This window comes from Gordonia sp. VNK1, assembly GCF_040049135.1.
Taxonomy (GTDB): Bacteria; Actinomycetota; Actinomycetes; order Mycobacteriales; family Mycobacteriaceae; genus Gordonia; species Gordonia oleivorans.
Genome location: NZ_JBDZDJ010000005.1, coordinates 84,548 through 99,611, shown reverse-complemented (window position 1 = coordinate 99,611; position 15,064 = coordinate 84,548). Strand labels below are relative to the sequence as shown.

Sequence of the window (15,064 nt, the reverse complement as noted above, 5' to 3'; positions counted from 1 at the left end):
GTGATGGTCACAGGTCGAGGACGAGACGATCCGATGTGGCGCGCGAGCAGCAGATCATCATGACCTCGTTCTCCTCCTTCTCGTCGTCGTCGAGGATCTGATCGCGATGGTCCACGGTGCCCTCGACGATGGTGGTCTCGCACGACCCGCATACCCCTTCGGCGCAGCTGTTGGGGGCCTTGATGCCTTGTGCGAGTAGGGCATCGAGAATGCTTTGGTCGGCACCCACGGTCACCACCGCGCCCGAGCGGGCCAGTTCCACCTCGAATGCCCGCTCCTTGTCGGCGTCGAGATCGACCGCGGTGCCGACGAAGCGTTCGATGTGTAGATGGCGCTGACGGTCGGCGCGTCGGCAGTGGTCGGTCAGTTCGTCGAGCAGTCGTGGTGGGCCGCAGGCGAATATCTCGGCCGCAGCGTGCGTGTCGTCGTCGAGTAGTCCTGCGACGTCGAGCCGGCTGCCCTCGCCCGATACCAGTAGTTGTACCGACGGATCGTGGGAGAGCAGGCCGGAGAAAGCCATTCGCGATCGGTCTCGTCCGGCGTAGACGAGCCGGTACGGCCGGTGGCGTCGCTGGGCGGTCACCATCATCGGGATCAGGGGGGTGATCCCTATTACACCGGCGACGAACAGATATTGCGGGGCATCGGTGAAGGGGAAGTTGTTGCGTGGCAGGGAGGTCGATAGATGGTCACCCTTGGCGAATGTGTCGTGGATGTAGCGTGAACCGCCGCGACTGTGTGGATCGAGGAGCACCGCGATCGTGTAGTGGCCGGGGTCGGCGGGGTCGCTGCAGATCGAGTACTGGCGGCTGAGTCCGTTGCCGAGGTGTACCTCGATGTGTGCGCCGGGATCCCAGGCCGGCAGGTCGGTACCGTCCGCGGCCACCAGTTCGACGCAGACGATGCCGTCGCATTCGGTACGTAACTCGTCGATGACGAGCGGGAGAGTGGGGGCAGGATGCATGAGAGACCTCCGGGCGGTGTGCGAGCGACGTCGCCATGCGGCACGAATTTGGTCCGTGGAAGTGCGGTGGTGTCGCGCTCGGCGTCGTGATGTGGTGACGCGCTGTGTGACTCGCTGTGGTGTCGGGGGCGAGGGCACCCGATGGATATGTCGTATATCACCCAACCGTAGGCAAGTGGGACAGCGCACATCTATCCGCGCAGCGGCGCGGTCCTATCCGATTTGCGCCACGGCACGTCCTCGCGCTACCGGTTCGACCGACGACCCCAACTTGTGCGACCGGTGGCCTTCAGGGTCTCCGACGGTGAATGTCCTTGCAGCCGTTTGTAGTCCGCGGAAAATCGACCGAGATGGTAGAAGCCCCATCGGCCGGCGATCGCGGCGACGGTGGTGGTCGCCGGGTCGGCGGCAAGGAGATCGCGATGAACGTTGTGCATCCGAACGGTCCGCAGATAGTGCATCGGGCCGAGGCCGACGTGTTCGCGGAATCCGCGCTGCAGGCTGCGGACACTGAGGCCGGCCTGTCGGGCGATGGATGTCGGGGTCAACGGAAGTTCGGCGTGGGCGTCGATGAACTCCATGGCCCGCCGGATCGCGACCGGCGCGGTGGCCGGTGCCGCCGCCTCGAGGGCGTCGGTGTGTCCGTGGTCGATGAGTGAGAGCAGTCCAGCGATGATCGAATAGTTCAGCGGCTCGGCGACCACCGGGTTGGTGAGCATCGCATTGGGGACGGCTGCGACGTAGGTGTTCAGAACCAGCGATCGCCAGGCCAGCCCGTCGCGAGCGGAGAGGTTCAGGCTCCCGCGCAGGTGTACCCCGGGGACGGGGGCGCCCACGATGTCGGCGAGCACGTTCTCGACAGCGTCACGGTTGAACTTGAGCGCCACGATGTTGAGCTGGCTGGCGGCGGGGGTCACCAGGCGGGCATCGGCGTCGTGGTCGTAGGCGACGCCATCGAGTTCGTCGATCGTGGTGCGTACCCCCGCCGACTCGGAGATCAGGCGCCCGGCGATCGGAATGTTGACGTGAAAGCCGTCGATTGCGGGGCAATACAGATCGCTGTTGCTGTTGTAGCGGATGCGCCCGGCCACGATCGGTCCGGTGGCCACGGCGCTCAGGTCGGCCTCGAATGTGCCGGTGGTCTCGACCCGGGTGAGTTCGTGGGGATGAAACAGTCGTCCGACCTCGGCGGTCGCTTCTTCGACGTCGGCGCTGTGCATTTCGACCGAGGTCGGCGGTGTGGGTGGGCCCGCGCCCGGATCCGGTTGCGATGGGCGGCCCGGCGAGTGTGGCATCCCGACCTCCTCGGACGTTCACGGCGGTCGCGGTGGCCGACCGGCCCTCACTGTGGGTGTGGTGAGAGCACCCTGCCGTGGTCGCCACCCTCGCGGGTCGCGACCACGGCAGGTCAACGCCGCAGCCTACGCGGACTGGGACTCGAAATGCATGATATGCACGCCATGTGTGGCGAAGTTCCCCACATCGGTTTGTGCCGCTTGCCCTTCCGGTGAGTCGAGTGCGGCGCCCATCGCTTCGACGCTGTCGAAGTCGGCTTCGAATACCGCGAAGTAGGGCGACGGTGAACCGTCGGGCGTGGCGATCTCGAAGGAATACCGCGATGCCCGGACGTTGGGAATCTTTGCCGCCAGCGGTAGGTGGGTTTGCGCGTAGTAGCGACGGAACTCCACCGGATCGGCCGGGTGCGGGTAGGCGACCATCAACGTGTGCATGATGTGGGTAGTCCTCTCAGTTGCCGAAGTAGCTGACGTCGTCGTTGCCGATCAGATCGGGGACGGTCCAGCCGTCGAGGTCATACTCGGCCAGGCAGGCCTCGGCGAGACCCTTCATCTGATCGACGCCACCGCGGTTCTGCGCGGCGAAGAGCAACTCGGCGTGCACGTTCTCGTGATTGCCGGAGTAGTTGCGCTCGTAGAGTTCGTGACGGCCCCCGAATTCGGAGCCGATCGAATCCCACAGGGCCTTCATGACTTTCACGCGGTCGACGGCGGTGATGCCGTTGGAGCCGCGGACGTACTTGTCGAGGTAGGGGCGCACGGTGGCGCTCTTGAAGTCCGCGGCGCTCGACGGCAGGTAGATGAGGCCCGACGCCACGTCCTGCTCGATGATCTCCTTGATGCGGGGGTAGCCGCGCATCATGAACATGCGGTAGATCAGCCCGTACTCCAGGCGTGGGATGACGGTGTCACCGATCCACGGTTCCGGGTTGTGGGCCATCGCGTCGGTGATTGTCCAGAACAGATTGCGCCAGCCGATGACCTCACCGACACGGGTCTGCACGCCGCGGAATCCGCCGGAACCGGTGCAATCGAGGGCCTTCATCAGCAGACCGGCGATGAAGTCGAGCTTCACCGCGAGGCGGGTGCAGCCCTGGAAGGTGAAGCGCGGCAAGAAGCCCGATTGCGGGAAGAACGCGTTGATGCGTTCGACGTCGCCGTACATGAAGACGTTCTCCCACGGGACGAGGACCTTGTCGAAGACGAAGATGGTGTCGTTCTCGTCCATGCGGCTCGACAGCGGGTAATCGAACGGGCTGCCCATCACCGCGGCCTGCTGGGTGTAGGAACTGCGGCAGATCAGCTTGATGCCGGGCGCGTCCATCGGCACCGTGCAGATGAGGGCGAATTCCTTCTTCTTGATCGGCAGGCCGTAGTGGGCGATGAAGTTGTAGTTGGTGATGGCCGAACCGGTGGCGACCACCTTGGCGCCGGAGACCACGAGGCCGGCGTCGGTCTCCTTCTCCACCTTCATGAACACGTCGCCGACCTCGTCGGGAGGCAGCTGCCGATCCACCGGCGGGTTGATGATGGCGTGATTCCAGTAGAGGACCTTCTCCTGCGATTCGCGGTACCAGCGTTCGGCATTGGCCTCGAACGGCGCGTAGAGATCCTTGTTGGCGTGCAGGGTGCCCAGGAAGCTGGCCTTGTAGTCGGGGGAGCGGCCCATCCACCCGTAGGTCATCCGGGCCCACTCGGCGATGGCGTCGCGTTCCTTGATCAGGTCCTCGCTGCTCGTCGGCGCCTTGAAGAAGGGCATGGTGACCCCACCGTTGCCGGTGTCGGTGGGTGCGGTCACCTTGTCACGGGTCTCCGGGTCGTGCATCGAGTCGTAGAGACGGGCGGTCATCCGGATCGGATTGCGGAAGGCCGGGTGGGTGGTCACGTCCTCGACGCGTTCACCGTGCAGCCAGATCTCACGACCGTCGCGGAGTGATTCGATGTACTCGTCGCCGGTCATCGGCCGGGATGCGAAGTTCTTCTTCTGATTGTCGGGCGAATCGGCGGCCGGATTGACGGTGGGCGCTCCGGTGTCGGCGGGATTGCCGGTGGAATTGTTACTGGGGCGTTCGATGGTCGTCATGATTCATACCTCTTTCTGATGAATGGAACGAATGTCGTTATGGATCAGGCTGATACGGGAGTTGTGCTGGACGTCGGAGTTTCTGCGTTCTCTCCTCGGGTGAGATGGAAGGGGGTGAATGTGGTGGTGGCGTCGAACCATCCGGAATGCGGATCGTCGGCGCACAGCGTCCACAGCGAGTTGACGCTGGGCTCGCCCAGATCGTGGAAGGTGCTGCGGTAGTACAGGAGTGGGGGCTTCCCCGAGGACTCGGCGTCGACGATCTCGCCGATGAAGATCAGGTGATCGCCGCCGTCGTAGGACCGCCACGGCGTGCAACTGAGAACCGCCGCGCTGCCCCGCAACACCGGCGCGGTGGGTCCGTCGACCCAGGTCGGGCCGGGTTCGCTCGGCCGGCCGGCGAAGTGCATCGCGGTGTCGAGTTGATCGGCCGCGAGGATGTTGACCGCGAAGGGAGCATCGGTCAAGTAATTGCACGCCTTGGACTTTCGCGTGAGGGTGACCTGACACAACCGCGGTTCAAGGGAGACCGCGGTGAACGCGGTGACCGTCGCGCCGTGCGGCTCGCCGTCGGCGTTGGCGCAGGTGATGACGGTGACGCCGCTCGCGAACTGGCCGAAAACGTTCTGCAGGGCTTTCTTCTCCATGTGCCTCGCCTTTCCTCTCGGGCCGAATGTGATGTAGAACATAAGGCGACCGAGAAGACGTTGGCGATCCGATCTGCGCGGTGTCCATCCGAAAAGCGCGTCGGGTTCTATCAGCCCGCGAAACCGCGTCCCTCGGTCCGAGGAGGTGTCAGAGCATGGGTTCGGTGGACCATATCCGGGTGCCGGGTACACCCGAGTGGGATGCGGCCCGCAAGGCCGTGTCGGATGCGTACTTCCCGCACGAGCTGAAGCCTCTCGACGCGGGGAGTGCGGCCACCGAGGCCGACGTGAACGTGACGGTGGTCGGTCCGTTGCGGATCGCGCGGATCGGTTGGGGAGCCGAGGTGGCCATCCACAGTGACCATCCCGGGGCGTACGGGATCAATGTGCCGCTCGGTGGGGTGCTCGAGACGGCGGTGCACGGCCGGACGGTGGTGTCGACGAGCGGCCATGCGACCGTGAACCCGCCGGATACGCCGGTCGACATCACCCGCTGGTCGGGGGACTGCACGATCGTGGGAGTCAAGATCGATCGGGACTTCGCGCACCGCGAGGCGATCCGCGTGGCCGGTGACACCGACGTGGTGATCCCGGATCAGCTGGATCTGGGTGTGCCCGAGATGGCGAGCTGGTTCCGCCTGGTGCGGTCGGTGGCCGGTCAGCCCGGCGACGACCCGTTGCTGTCCAATCCGCTGATCGCCGAGCAGCTGGCCACGTCGCTCACCGACGCGTTTCTCGTTGCGGCACTTCCCGAATCGCCGTCGGACCGGCAGGCAGTGCGGCCCCGGATCGTCACCCGGGTACTGGATGCGATCCGTGCCGATCCGGCGCGGGCGTGGTCGGCGGCCGACATGGCCGAGGTCGCCGGGGTGAGCGTACGACGACTGCAGGAGGGCTTCAAGGAGTACATCGGCAAGACACCCCGAGAGTGCTTGACCGACATCCGGTTACGTGGCGTTCACGACGAATTGGCCGGTGAAACAGCCGATTCCGTCACCGAGGTCGCACTGCGGTGGGGATTCACGCATTCGGGCCGGTTTGCGGCAGCGTTCCGCAACCGCTACGGAGTGTGCCCCTCGGATGTGGTGGGCGGCAGAGGGATATAGGCATCGGTGAGAAGAAGGTCCGACGCCGATCCACCCCCGCGACGGGCGGGTGATGGATCGGCGTCGGAGCTGTGCGGGTCGACTCAGGCGTCGGCGCCCGCCCGGACGGCGGCGGCCGCCGCGACCAGGTTGGTCAGCGACGCGATGACCTCCTCATTGCCGCGGGTCTTGAGCCCGCAGTCGGGGTTGACCCAGAGGCGTTCCGGGCCAACGGCCTTGAGGGCCGCACGCAGCGACGTCTCGATCTCGCCGGTGTCCGGGACACGCGGGGAGTGGATGTCGTAGACGCCCGGACCGACACCATTGGAGAAGCCGACGGAGTTGAGATCGTCGAGCACCTCCATGCTCGACCGGGCCGCCTCGATGGAGGTGACGTCGGCGTCGAGGTCGGCGATCGCACCGATCACCTCACCGAACTCCGAGTAGCACAGATGGGTGTGCACCTGCGTGGTGTCGGCGACGCCCGACGTCGACAGACGGAACGCACGGACAGCCCAATCCAGATACGCCTGCTTGTCGGCGTTGCGCAACGGGAGCAGTTCGCGCAGGGCCGGCTCGTCGACCTGGATGATGCCCACGCCGGCGCGTTCGAGATCAACGGTCTCGTCGCGGATCGCCAGGGCGATCTGATCGGCGGAGACCGACAGCGGCTGATCGTTGCGCACGAACGACCACGCCAGGATGGTGACCGGGCCGGTGAGCATGCCCTTCACCGGCTTACCGGTCAGCGACTGGGCGTAGGTGATCCAGTCGACGGTCATCGGCGTGGGACGCGACACGTCGCCGAAAAGGATCGGCGGGCGCACGCACCGGGTGCCGTAGGACTGGACCCACCCATTGGCGGTGGCGAAGAATCCGTCGAGTTGCTCGGCGAAGTACTGCACCATGTCGTTGCGCTCCGGCTCGCCGTGGACGAGCACGTCGAGCCCGATCTTTTCCTGCAGTGCGATCGCGTCGGCGATCTCGGCGCGCATCTGTCGCTCGTACTCGGCGTTGTCGATCTCGCCGGCGGTGCCACGGGCGGCGGCGAAGTAGCGGTCCAGCGCATCGTCGATCGCGGCGAAACACTCGGGCAGTGCGCCGAGCATGATCGCGGTGTCGAGAACCTGGTCGTAGTACGAGAACGAGTTGACGGGAATCGAGTCGAGGCCCGCCGAGGCGAGTTGCGCCCAGGTGTCGCGGCGTAGTTCGGCGCCGACGGCGGCCAGTTCGTCTGCGTCGACGCGCCCGGCCCAGTAACCCTCGATGGCGCGCTTGAGTTCGCGGCGCGGGCCGATGCGAGGCGTACCGAGGACGGTGGCGGTGAAGGGTGCAGCTTTCGGAGTAGAACTGCTGGTGGTACTCACGGACATGAGTGTGACGCTCCTGCAATGGTTTCCGACGGTCCGTCGCCCTTGCAGAGTGGGTCGATCAAGCCCCGTGGCGAACTACCGCAAGAAGTCGGTTCGCCTGTTGCTGCCTGTCCGACCAACGCCCATTCCACGAGGCGACGATCCACCGATCGCGGCGCGACCGGTACAGCAGGCAGGTCTTCGGACTCGTCGGCGGGCAGATCATCGCTGACCCGGTTCCTACTGGCCGTCGCTTCCCGGGCGTGTGTGCCCAGTGCATGTGACGGCGGTCGTTCCGACATACCGCTGCGGGACAGTTCCGGATTCACACCGGATTCCCTCTTTCGACGCCTGGCCCGGGTGTAGGGGCTCCATGACTTCCCGGGTGGCGAACCAACTGCGCAGGCCAGGATACACACACTCCGCCGCCGCCCCGGTCGGCGGTCCATGCGATGACCGTTATCGATCCGTCGTTACGGCAGGTCGGGGCGCTGTCAGTGGGGTGGCGGGCGCTGACAGTGGGGTGGCGGGCGCCGTCAGTGGTGTGCGATGTGAGCGGTTGAGCTCGCTCAGCTACCGCGGTACGTCGAGTACGCGAAGGGGCTCAGCAGCACCGGAACGTGGTAGTGGCGGTCCGGGTCGTCGACGGTGAAACAGATGTCGATCTCGGGATAGAAGCCGTCGATGTTGTTGTCGGCGAACCAGTTTCCGGTGTCGAAGACGAGATGATAGATGCCCGGGATCAGCGGCTCGGTGTTCACCTGGCCGATCCGGCCGTCGGAATCGGTGACGCCCGCGGCCACCTCGCCGCCGGCGGCGTCCTGCAGGGACACCGCCACACCGACGGCCGGCGATCCCGAGACCGCGTCGAGGACGTGGGTGGACAGACCGGTCATCGGTGTTCGCTCCCTTGCGATGTCGGACCGCCGGATGCGGTGCGGTGATCAGTCGTCAACATACTCGATGGCCGGGGTGAGCATGCGCTGCAGCCGGGCGCGATTGATCTTCGCCAGCTCCATGCGCATCACCCGTCGTTCGGTCGCGGCGTCGTTGCGGATGCGCTCCTTGAGGATGGCCAGCAGTTCCGCGGCCGGGCGGCCGTTGGCGAACACCAGGTAGACGTGCCCGAACTTTTCGTCGTAGGCCCTGTTGAGGTCCTTGAGTTCGGCCAGGACGGCCGGGTCCGCACCGGCGACCCCCGACTGCTCCCGCTGCGAGGAGGCGTTGTCGGGGCGGTCACCGATGCGCGGATGGCCGGCCAGGGCCTCGTCGAGATCGGCCTCGGTGAGTTCGGCGAGGATCAGGTCGGCGTACTCGAGCAAGGCCTCATCGTCGACGAAGGGTCGGGCCCTGGCCACCCGCAGCGCCCAGATCGATGAGCTGCAGCAGTCGTAAAGGGTGCCGATGGCCTGTCTCTCGGACAGTTCATTGAAGCTGGCCAGTCCACGCCAATCCACTCGTCGCACTGCCCCAGCCTAGGAGAGCTCGGGCTGGCGGCCGAATCGCACCGACGTCAACGGATTGGCGTCGGCCACGAGATCGTCGAACCGGTAGTTGACGATCTTGGCGATCTCGATGAGCGCGAAGGACTTCTCGGAGGTTTCGGAGTTGTCCATGCGGGCCCAGCCGTTGCGCAGCACCCGGTCGTACCGTTCGGTTTCACGGGCGCAGATCACCAGCGGGAACCCGAAGTGCTCGCGATAGGCGCTCGCGAGATTGACGACGTTCTCGTGCTCGGTCTCCTCCAGATGTGAGAGCCCCTTGTGATCGACCGCGGTCAGTTCGCCGTACTCGTTCTCGGCACCGAGGTCGGGGAACGCCTGGATCAGGTCCATCTGCTGGGTGTCGCTGCCGGTGAGCATCGCCTCCTGGAACGCGATACGCAGATCGTGCACGTCCTCGAACGGACGCTGCTCCCAGGCGCGGTCGAGCACCCAGTCGACGCCCTGGACGACCTCGCCGAAGGTCTCCCGGAACTCCTCACGCGACATGGTGTTGACCTCGTCGAGGGTGATCGAGCCCTTGCCGGCGACCGCGGGTCCCTTGCCGCCGACGTGGAAGAACAAGAGATTCAACAGGATTGCGCAGATCGCGCCCATCGTGATGCCGGTGGAGAACGGGATCTGCAACACCATGTTGGGCATCGCCTGATCGACACCGGGCAGTTCCGGGACGTCGGTGATGCTGCCGCTCTTCTCGATCACCTGGGAGGGGACCGACGACTGCGAGAACTGCACGTACAGGGCCACGGCAAGGGACGTGGCGGCGATGATGAGGTTGCGGTGGTCGGTGAAGTCCACCGACGTCAGGGTCTGGATTCCGACGATCGCCACGGTTGCGAACATGATCAGGGCGGCGCCGCCGAGCACCGGGGCCGGAATCGACTCGACGACCTTGGCCAGCTTGGGCAGCAGACCGAGGATGATCATGATGACACCGGCGCAGGCCACCACCCACCGGCTCTTCACCCCGGTCAGGCGCACCAGACCGACGTTCTCCGAGAAGGCGGTGTACGGAAACGAGTTGAACGACCCGCCGATGACGGTGGCGACACCGTCGGCGCGGACCGCCGCGGCGACGTCGTCGGCCTTGATGCGTTTGCCGACGATCTCGCCGGTGGCAAAGATCGAGCCGGTCGACTCCACCGCGACCACCAGCAACACCACGATCATCGAGACGATGGCGACGATATCCCAACGCGGCCAACCGAATGCGAAGGGCGGGGTGAAGCCCAGCCAGTTGGCCTCGCCCACCGAGGAGAAGCTCGCGTCACCGCACAGCCAGGCGATGAAGGTGCCGATCACCAGGCCCAGGAGGACGGCGATGGTGGCCATGAAACCGCGGAAGAACCGTTGCATCAACACGATCAGCAAGATGGTGCCCAGGGCGTAACAGACCCACCGCCAGTTGGCGGCGTCCTTCAGATGCTCGTTCGGGTTGGTGACCGCGTCACCGGCGCCCACCGGGATCAGGCAGATGCCGATGATCGTGATCAGGGTGCCGGTCACGACGGGCGGGAGGAAACGGATGAGTTTGGCGAAGAACGGTGCGATGAGGAAGGTGAAGACACCCGCCGCGATCACCGCCCCGTACACCGTCTGCAGGCCGACACGTCCGCCGCCGTTCTGGTTGGCGATCTGGATCACCGGGGCCAGCGTGGCAAACGTGATGCCCTGCAGCAGGGGCAGTCGGACACCGATCTTCCAGATACCCACCGACTGCAGCAACGACGCGATACCGCAGGTGAACAGGTCGGCGGTGATCAGCATGGTCAGCGCCTCGGAGTCGAGGCCGATCGCGCGGGCGATCAGCAGCGGTACCAATACCGCCCCGGCATAGAACGCAACAACGTGCTGGGCGCCCAGTGCGACGAGTTTGCCGGGTGGTGGCACCTCGTCGACGGGGTGGACGCGCTTCTTCTTTTTCGGTGCCGCGGCCGGGGCCGAATCGGTGGACATCGCCTGACTCCCTGCGAATATGAACTTCTGACGTCGGTGGACCGGGGATGTCCGGTGCACAGCAGGTCAATAGTGGACCCACGCAACCCTTTTCGCGACCGTCGGATCGTATATTGCGATCAGGTAAAAGGGATATACCGGGCGTGGAGCCGGATCGCCCGGCGGGCAGTTCGCGGGCGCTCGGGCGGGCCCGGGCGCACAATGGGAACCATGCCGGAGGTGGTGGTCGGAGCCGTGCTCGCCGCGGGTGCGGGACGCCGCTACGGGATGCCCAAAATTCTTGCGCAGCAAGGTGAATGGCTTCAGTCGGCGGTTCGTGCACTCGGTGATGGGGGCTGTGACGAGGTGGTCGTCGCGATGGGTGCGGCCACGGTCGAACCCCCGTTGGGGGCTCGAGGGCTGATGGTTCCGCGGTGGTCTGACGGGCTGTCGGAAACGGTGAGGGCGGTGCTCGCCGACGTGGCTGCGAGACCGGAGGTCGCGGCGGTGGTTTTACATGTTGTTGACGTGGCCGACGTCGACGGTCAGGTGGTGGCCCGGATTCTCGACGTGGCCGACGGCCGCCGGGACCGGTTGGTGCGGGCGAGGTTCCGGGGGGTGCCCGGTCATCCGGTCTTCATCGGTGCCGCACACCATGCGGGCGTGCGAGACGCCGTTCGGGGAGACGTCGGCGCTGCGGTCTATCTGCGCGCCCACGCCGATCGCGTGATCGAGGTGGAGTGCGGTGACCTGGCCCGCGGAACAGACCAGGATCACCGCCGGGGCTGATGTGCTCAGTCGGGTTGCGGATAGGAGTAGAAGCCCTGACCGCTGGCCACACCCAACTTGCCCTTGTCGATGTAGTTCGCCTTGAGCCAGGCGCCGAGGTGACGGTTGCCCTGATCGCCGTTCATCAGGATGTTGTACGGGGTGTTGAGTCCGATGATGTCGAAGATCTGCAGCGGTCCCATGGGGGCGCCGGTGGCGATTCGCCAGGTGCGGTCGACATCGCGCGGGTCGGCGTAGCCGCCGGCGACGAGTTCCAGCCCGGCATTGAGGAACGGGATCAACAGCGAGTTCAGGACGTAGCCCGGCTTCTCCTTGTGGATGCGGATGGGCACCATACCGATCTGCTCGGCGAACTCGGCCACCGCCTCGTACACCTTCGGGTCGGTCTGGGCGGTGCCCATGACCTCGGCGGTATTGAACTGCCAGACACGGTTGGCGAAGTGCAGGGCCAGGAATCGGTCCGGGCGTCCCGTGGCGGCGGCGAGGTCGCTGGGCAGCAGGGACGATGAATTGGTCGCGAAGATGGTCTTCTCCGGAGCCAGGCTCGCCAGTTCCCGGTAGATCTTCTCCTTCAACTCCAGGACCTCGGGCACGGCTTCGATGACGAGGTCGGCATCGGTCACCGCCTGCGCCAGGTCGGTGGTCAGTGTGATGCGGGCGCGTCCCGCCTTCGCCGCCCCGTCGCCGGCTCCGGCCACCTCGGCCTCGTAGGTGGACACGAGCGAATCGAGACGGGTGGCCGCCGCGGCCAGGGCATCGTCGGAGACGTCATAGGACGTCACCTCGAAGCCTCGGAACGCTGTCTGGAACGCGATCTGTGAACCGAGGACCCCGGCCCCGAGCACCGTGATCTTGTGGAATTTCGTCATCGTTGACCTCCGTCGGTGTCATGTGTGTGCGGGGTGTCGAACACCGACACCCTCATCATCTACAACATGCCCGCGACGCCGGATCATGGCGTACGGACCGATCCGGTCGGTCACACCGGCCTGTCGGTGTCTGCCACGAGACACCGCGGCTCGTCAAGGCCGGCGCGGGCGGTCGACGCTCGTGTGGGTCGTCGACGACCTGCCCGAGCCGAGTGGACCTGCGCGAGCCGAGTCAACCCGCCTGAGCCGGGTGGGAAACGGACGAGCAGGTCAGCGGTGTGACGGGAGCCGCGGCGAGATCGACGTCGAGGGGCGTAGGTCCAGCGCGCCGTCGGCGAAGCGGGAGACCGGTGCCACGGCGGCGGACAGCGCCTCGTCATGGCCGGTACGGGCCCGGCCCCACACGGTGCCGGCGTCACCGTCGGCGGTGACACCGATCAGCGCGATGAGCTCACCGGTGGTGGGAATGCAGACGGCCCAGGCGAATTCGGTTTCGTCGGCCCACCGGGCGTCGGATGCGGCGACGAATCCGACGGGGTCGTCGACCCCGAGATCGGACAACGCCGGGACGTCGGTGATCCGGTCGTCGGCGCGAAGCCCACGCAGATACCACGTCCCGGCGTTGATCTCGACGGGTTGCAGCGGAATGTCCTACTTCAGTTCGAGCAGGGCGGTGCCCTGGGTGACCGCGGCGCCGGGTTCCACGGCCAGGCCGGTGACCACACCGTCCTTGTGGGCGGTCACCGGGTTCTCCATCTTCATGGCCTCGAGCACGACGACGAGGTCGCCGGCGGCGACGGTCTGTCCCTCCTCGACGGCCACCTTGACCACGGTGCCCTGCATCGGTGCGGTGACGGCGTCACCGGAGGCGGCGGCACCGCCACCCTTCTTGCGGGTACGGGCCTTGGGCTTCTTGCGGATCACGCCGTTCGCGGCGCCACCGCCGCCGCCGAGGGCGAGATCGCCGGGCAGGGTGACCTCGACGCGGCGGCCGCCGACCTCGACGACCACCTTCTGGCGCGGGGCCTCGTCGTCGTCCTCGATGGCCTCGCCACCGGTGTACGGCTCGATCGGGTTGTCCCAGTCGGTCTCGATCCACTTGGTGTAGACGTCGAAGGTCTCCACGCCGTCCTCGTCCTTGTGGCCGATGAACGCCGGGTTGCTCACGATGTGGCGGTGGAACGGCAGCACCGTCGCCAGGCCCTCGATGTGGTACTCGTCGAGGGCGCGTCGCGCACGCTCGAGCGCCTGCTCGCGGTTCTCGCCGGTGACGATCAGCTTGGCCAGCATCGAATCGAACTGACCGCCGATCACGTCGCCCTCCACGACACCGGAGTCGACGCGCACACCGGGGCCGGCCGGCTCGCGGTAGACGGTGATGGGGCCAGGGGCCGGGAGGAAGCCGCGGCCGGCGTCCTCACCGTTGATCCGGAACTCGAAGGAGTGTCCACGCGGGGTCGGGTCCTCGGAGATCTCGAGCTTCTCACCCTGGGCGATGCGGAACTGCTGGCGCACCAGGTCCAGACCCGAGGTCTCCTCGGTGACCGGATGCTCGACCTGCAGTCGGGTGTTGACCTCGAGGAAGGAGATCAGGCCGTCGTCGCTGACCATGAACTCCACGGTGCCGGCGCCGTAGTAGCCCGCCTCGCGGCAGATGGCCTTGGCCGACTCATGGATGCGGGTGCGCTGCTCGTCGGTCAGGAACGGTGCCGGCGCCTCCTCGACGAGCTTCTGGAAACGACGCTGCAGCGAGCAGTCACGGGTGCCGGCGACCACGACGTTGCCGTGCTGGTCGGCGATCACCTGCGCCTCGACGTGGCGGGCCTTGTCGAGGTAGCGCTCCACGAAGCACTCACCACGCCCGAAGGCGGAGATGGCCTCACGGTTGGCCGATTCGTAGAGTTCGGGGATCTCGGCGATGGTGTGGGCGACCTTCATGCCGCGCCCACCGCCGCCGAAGGCGGCCTTGATGGCGACCGGGACGCCGTACTCCTCGGCGAAGGCGACGACCTCGGCCGCGCCGGAGACCGGGTCCTTGGTGCCCGGGGCCATCGGGGCATCGGCCTTGAGGGCGATGTGGCGGGCGGTGACCTTGTCACCGAGGTCGCGGATCGACTGCGGGGACGGACCGATCCAGATCAGTCCGGCGTCGATGACGGCCTGGGCGAAGTCGGCGTTCTCCGACAGGAAGCCGTAGCCGGGGTGGATGGCGTCGGCACCGGACTTCGCGGCCGCGTCGAGAATCTTGTCGAACACCAGGTACGACTCGGCGGAGGTCTGACCACCCAGGGCGAAGGCCTCGTCGGCGAGCTTCACGAAGAGCGCGTTGGCGTCCGGCTCGGCATACACGGCGACGCTGGCGATCCCGGCGTCCCGCGCGGCACGGATGACGCGAACGGCGATCTCGCCGCGATTGGCGATGAGGACCTTGCTGATAGTGGGCACTTGTTGTTCTCCTGGGCCGGACATCGGGATCAGGTGTGACGGGGGTACATCACACACGTGGTCGTCCGGCGCCCGGATGGGGCGCCGGGGGGCTCGTA

Annotated in this window: 14 protein-coding genes and 1 riboswitch; of the genes, 2 read left to right on the top strand and 12 right to left on the bottom strand. The window is 66.3% G+C overall.

The window, feature by feature from the left end; all coding sequences use genetic code 11:
• Positions 1-7: 7 nt before the first annotated feature.
• From ABLE94_RS07995 to ABLE94_RS07975, 5 genes are all read right to left on the bottom strand, one after another.
• Positions 8-964, bottom strand: a complete 957-nt coding sequence (locus tag ABLE94_RS07995) for a PDR/VanB family oxidoreductase (protein WP_348808518.1) — start codon at positions 962-964, stop codon at positions 8-10.
• A gap of 245 nt (positions 965-1,209) precedes the next feature.
• Positions 1,210-2,259 carry an AraC family transcriptional regulator gene (locus ABLE94_RS07990; protein ID WP_348808517.1) on the bottom strand — a complete coding sequence of 350 codons (1,050 nt, stop codon included), beginning with the start codon at positions 2,257-2,259 and terminating at the stop codon, positions 1,210-1,212.
• Positions 2,260-2,385: 126 nt separating this feature from the next.
• The gene (locus tag ABLE94_RS07985) at positions 2,386-2,694 is read right to left on the bottom strand and encodes an EthD family reductase (protein ID WP_348808516.1); all 309 of its coding nucleotides are present in this window, start codon (positions 2,692-2,694) and stop codon (positions 2,386-2,388) included.
• 16 nt (positions 2,695-2,710) lie between these two features.
• Positions 2,711-4,342 carry a 4-hydroxyphenylacetate 3-hydroxylase family protein gene (locus tag ABLE94_RS07980; RefSeq protein WP_348808515.1) on the bottom strand — a complete coding sequence of 544 codons (1,632 nt, stop codon included), beginning with the start codon at positions 4,340-4,342 and terminating at the stop codon, positions 2,711-2,713.
• A 44-nt stretch (positions 4,343-4,386) separates the two neighbouring features.
• On the bottom strand, positions 4,387-4,989 hold the full coding sequence (locus tag ABLE94_RS07975) for a flavin reductase family protein (protein ID WP_348808514.1): 603 nt from the start codon (positions 4,987-4,989) through the stop codon (positions 4,387-4,389).
• 155 nt (positions 4,990-5,144) lie between these two features.
• Between ABLE94_RS07975 and ABLE94_RS07970 the strand changes: the two genes are divergently transcribed.
• Positions 5,145-6,095 carry an AraC family transcriptional regulator gene (locus tag ABLE94_RS07970; RefSeq protein WP_348802550.1) on the top strand — a complete coding sequence of 317 codons (951 nt, stop codon included), beginning with the start codon at positions 5,145-5,147 and terminating at the stop codon, positions 6,093-6,095.
• Between the two features lie 83 nt (positions 6,096-6,178).
• Here ABLE94_RS07970 and metE read toward each other — a convergent pair whose 3' ends face one another.
• The 4 genes from metE to ABLE94_RS07950 form a co-directional block, all read right to left on the bottom strand.
• Positions 6,179-7,447: a 5-methyltetrahydropteroyltriglutamate--homocysteine S-methyltransferase gene (gene metE, locus ABLE94_RS07965; RefSeq protein ID WP_348802549.1), complete on the bottom strand. Its 1,269-nt coding sequence runs from the start codon at positions 7,445-7,447 to the stop codon at positions 6,179-6,181.
• 154 nt (positions 7,448-7,601) lie between these two features.
• Positions 7,602-7,839, bottom strand: a riboswitch (cobalamin riboswitch).
• A 156-nt stretch (positions 7,840-7,995) separates the two neighbouring features.
• Positions 7,996-8,322 (bottom strand): hydroxyisourate hydrolase, encoded by a 327-nt coding sequence (gene uraH, locus ABLE94_RS07960; protein WP_348802548.1) that lies wholly within the window; start codon positions 8,320-8,322, stop codon positions 7,996-7,998.
• A gap of 48 nt (positions 8,323-8,370) precedes the next feature.
• The gene (uraD, locus tag ABLE94_RS07955) at positions 8,371-8,892 is read right to left on the bottom strand and encodes a 2-oxo-4-hydroxy-4-carboxy-5-ureidoimidazoline decarboxylase (RefSeq protein WP_348802547.1); all 522 of its coding nucleotides are present in this window, start codon (positions 8,890-8,892) and stop codon (positions 8,371-8,373) included.
• 9 nt (positions 8,893-8,901) lie between these two features.
• A complete protein-coding gene (locus ABLE94_RS07950) occupies positions 8,902-10,884 on the bottom strand; it encodes a solute carrier family 23 protein (protein ID WP_348802546.1) in 1,983 nt (660 codons plus the stop codon).
• 201 nt (positions 10,885-11,085) lie between these two features.
• Between ABLE94_RS07950 and ABLE94_RS07945 the strand changes: the two genes are divergently transcribed.
• A complete protein-coding gene (locus ABLE94_RS07945) occupies positions 11,086-11,652 on the top strand; it encodes a nucleotidyltransferase family protein (protein ID WP_425476163.1) in 567 nt (188 codons plus the stop codon).
• Between the two features lie 5 nt (positions 11,653-11,657).
• Here the strand turns inward: ABLE94_RS07945 and ABLE94_RS07940 are convergent, their stop codons facing one another.
• From ABLE94_RS07940 to ABLE94_RS07930, 3 genes are all read right to left on the bottom strand, one after another.
• On the bottom strand, positions 11,658-12,521 hold the full coding sequence (locus ABLE94_RS07940; RefSeq protein ID WP_348802544.1) for a 3-hydroxyacyl-CoA dehydrogenase: 864 nt from the start codon (positions 12,519-12,521) through the stop codon (positions 11,658-11,660).
• A gap of 270 nt (positions 12,522-12,791) precedes the next feature.
• Positions 12,792-13,163 carry a hypothetical protein gene (locus ABLE94_RS07935; RefSeq protein ID WP_348803186.1) on the bottom strand — a complete coding sequence of 124 codons (372 nt, stop codon included), beginning with the start codon at positions 13,161-13,163 and terminating at the stop codon, positions 12,792-12,794.
• 9 nt (positions 13,164-13,172) lie between these two features.
• Positions 13,173-14,990: an acetyl/propionyl/methylcrotonyl-CoA carboxylase subunit alpha gene (locus tag ABLE94_RS07930; protein ID WP_348808513.1), complete on the bottom strand. Its 1,818-nt coding sequence runs from the start codon at positions 14,988-14,990 to the stop codon at positions 13,173-13,175.
• Positions 14,991-15,064 lie beyond the last annotated feature (74 nt).

What these genes read in the sequence shown, in the direction of transcription:
- ABLE94_RS07995 (WP_348808518.1), bottom strand. Translation starts at nt 964, where the DNA reads ATGCATCCTGCCCCCACTCTCCCGCTCGTCATCGACGAGTTACGTACC.
- ABLE94_RS07940 (WP_348802544.1), bottom strand. Translation starts at nt 12,521, where the DNA reads ATGACGAAATTCCACAAGATCACGGTGCTCGGGGCCGGGGTCCTCGGT.
- ABLE94_RS07945 (WP_425476163.1), top strand. Translation starts at nt 11,086, where the DNA reads ATGGGAACCATGCCGGAGGTGGTGGTCGGAGCCGTGCTCGCCGCGGGT.
- ABLE94_RS07980 (WP_348808515.1), bottom strand. Translation starts at nt 4,342, where the DNA reads ATGACGACCATCGAACGCCCCAGTAACAATTCCACCGGCAATCCCGCC.
- ABLE94_RS07970 (WP_348802550.1), top strand. Translation starts at nt 5,145, where the DNA reads ATGGGTTCGGTGGACCATATCCGGGTGCCGGGTACACCCGAGTGGGAT.
- ABLE94_RS07975 (WP_348808514.1), bottom strand. Translation starts at nt 4,989, where the DNA reads ATGGAGAAGAAAGCCCTGCAGAACGTTTTCGGCCAGTTCGCGAGCGGC.
- ABLE94_RS07930 (WP_348808513.1), bottom strand. Translation starts at nt 14,990, where the DNA reads ATGTCCGGCCCAGGAGAACAACAAGTGCCCACTATCAGCAAGGTCCTC.
- ABLE94_RS07950 (WP_348802546.1), bottom strand. Translation starts at nt 10,884, where the DNA reads ATGTCCACCGATTCGGCCCCGGCCGCGGCACCGAAAAAGAAGAAGCGC.
- uraH (WP_348802548.1), bottom strand. Translation starts at nt 8,322, where the DNA reads ATGACCGGTCTGTCCACCCACGTCCTCGACGCGGTCTCGGGATCGCCG.
- ABLE94_RS07990 (WP_348808517.1), bottom strand. Translation starts at nt 2,259, where the DNA reads ATGCCACACTCGCCGGGCCGCCCATCGCAACCGGATCCGGGCGCGGGC.
- metE (WP_348802549.1), bottom strand. Translation starts at nt 7,447, where the DNA reads ATGTCCGTGAGTACCACCAGCAGTTCTACTCCGAAAGCTGCACCCTTC.
- ABLE94_RS07985 (WP_348808516.1), bottom strand. Translation starts at nt 2,694, where the DNA reads ATGCACACGTTGATGGTCGCCTACCCGCACCCGGCCGATCCGGTGGAG.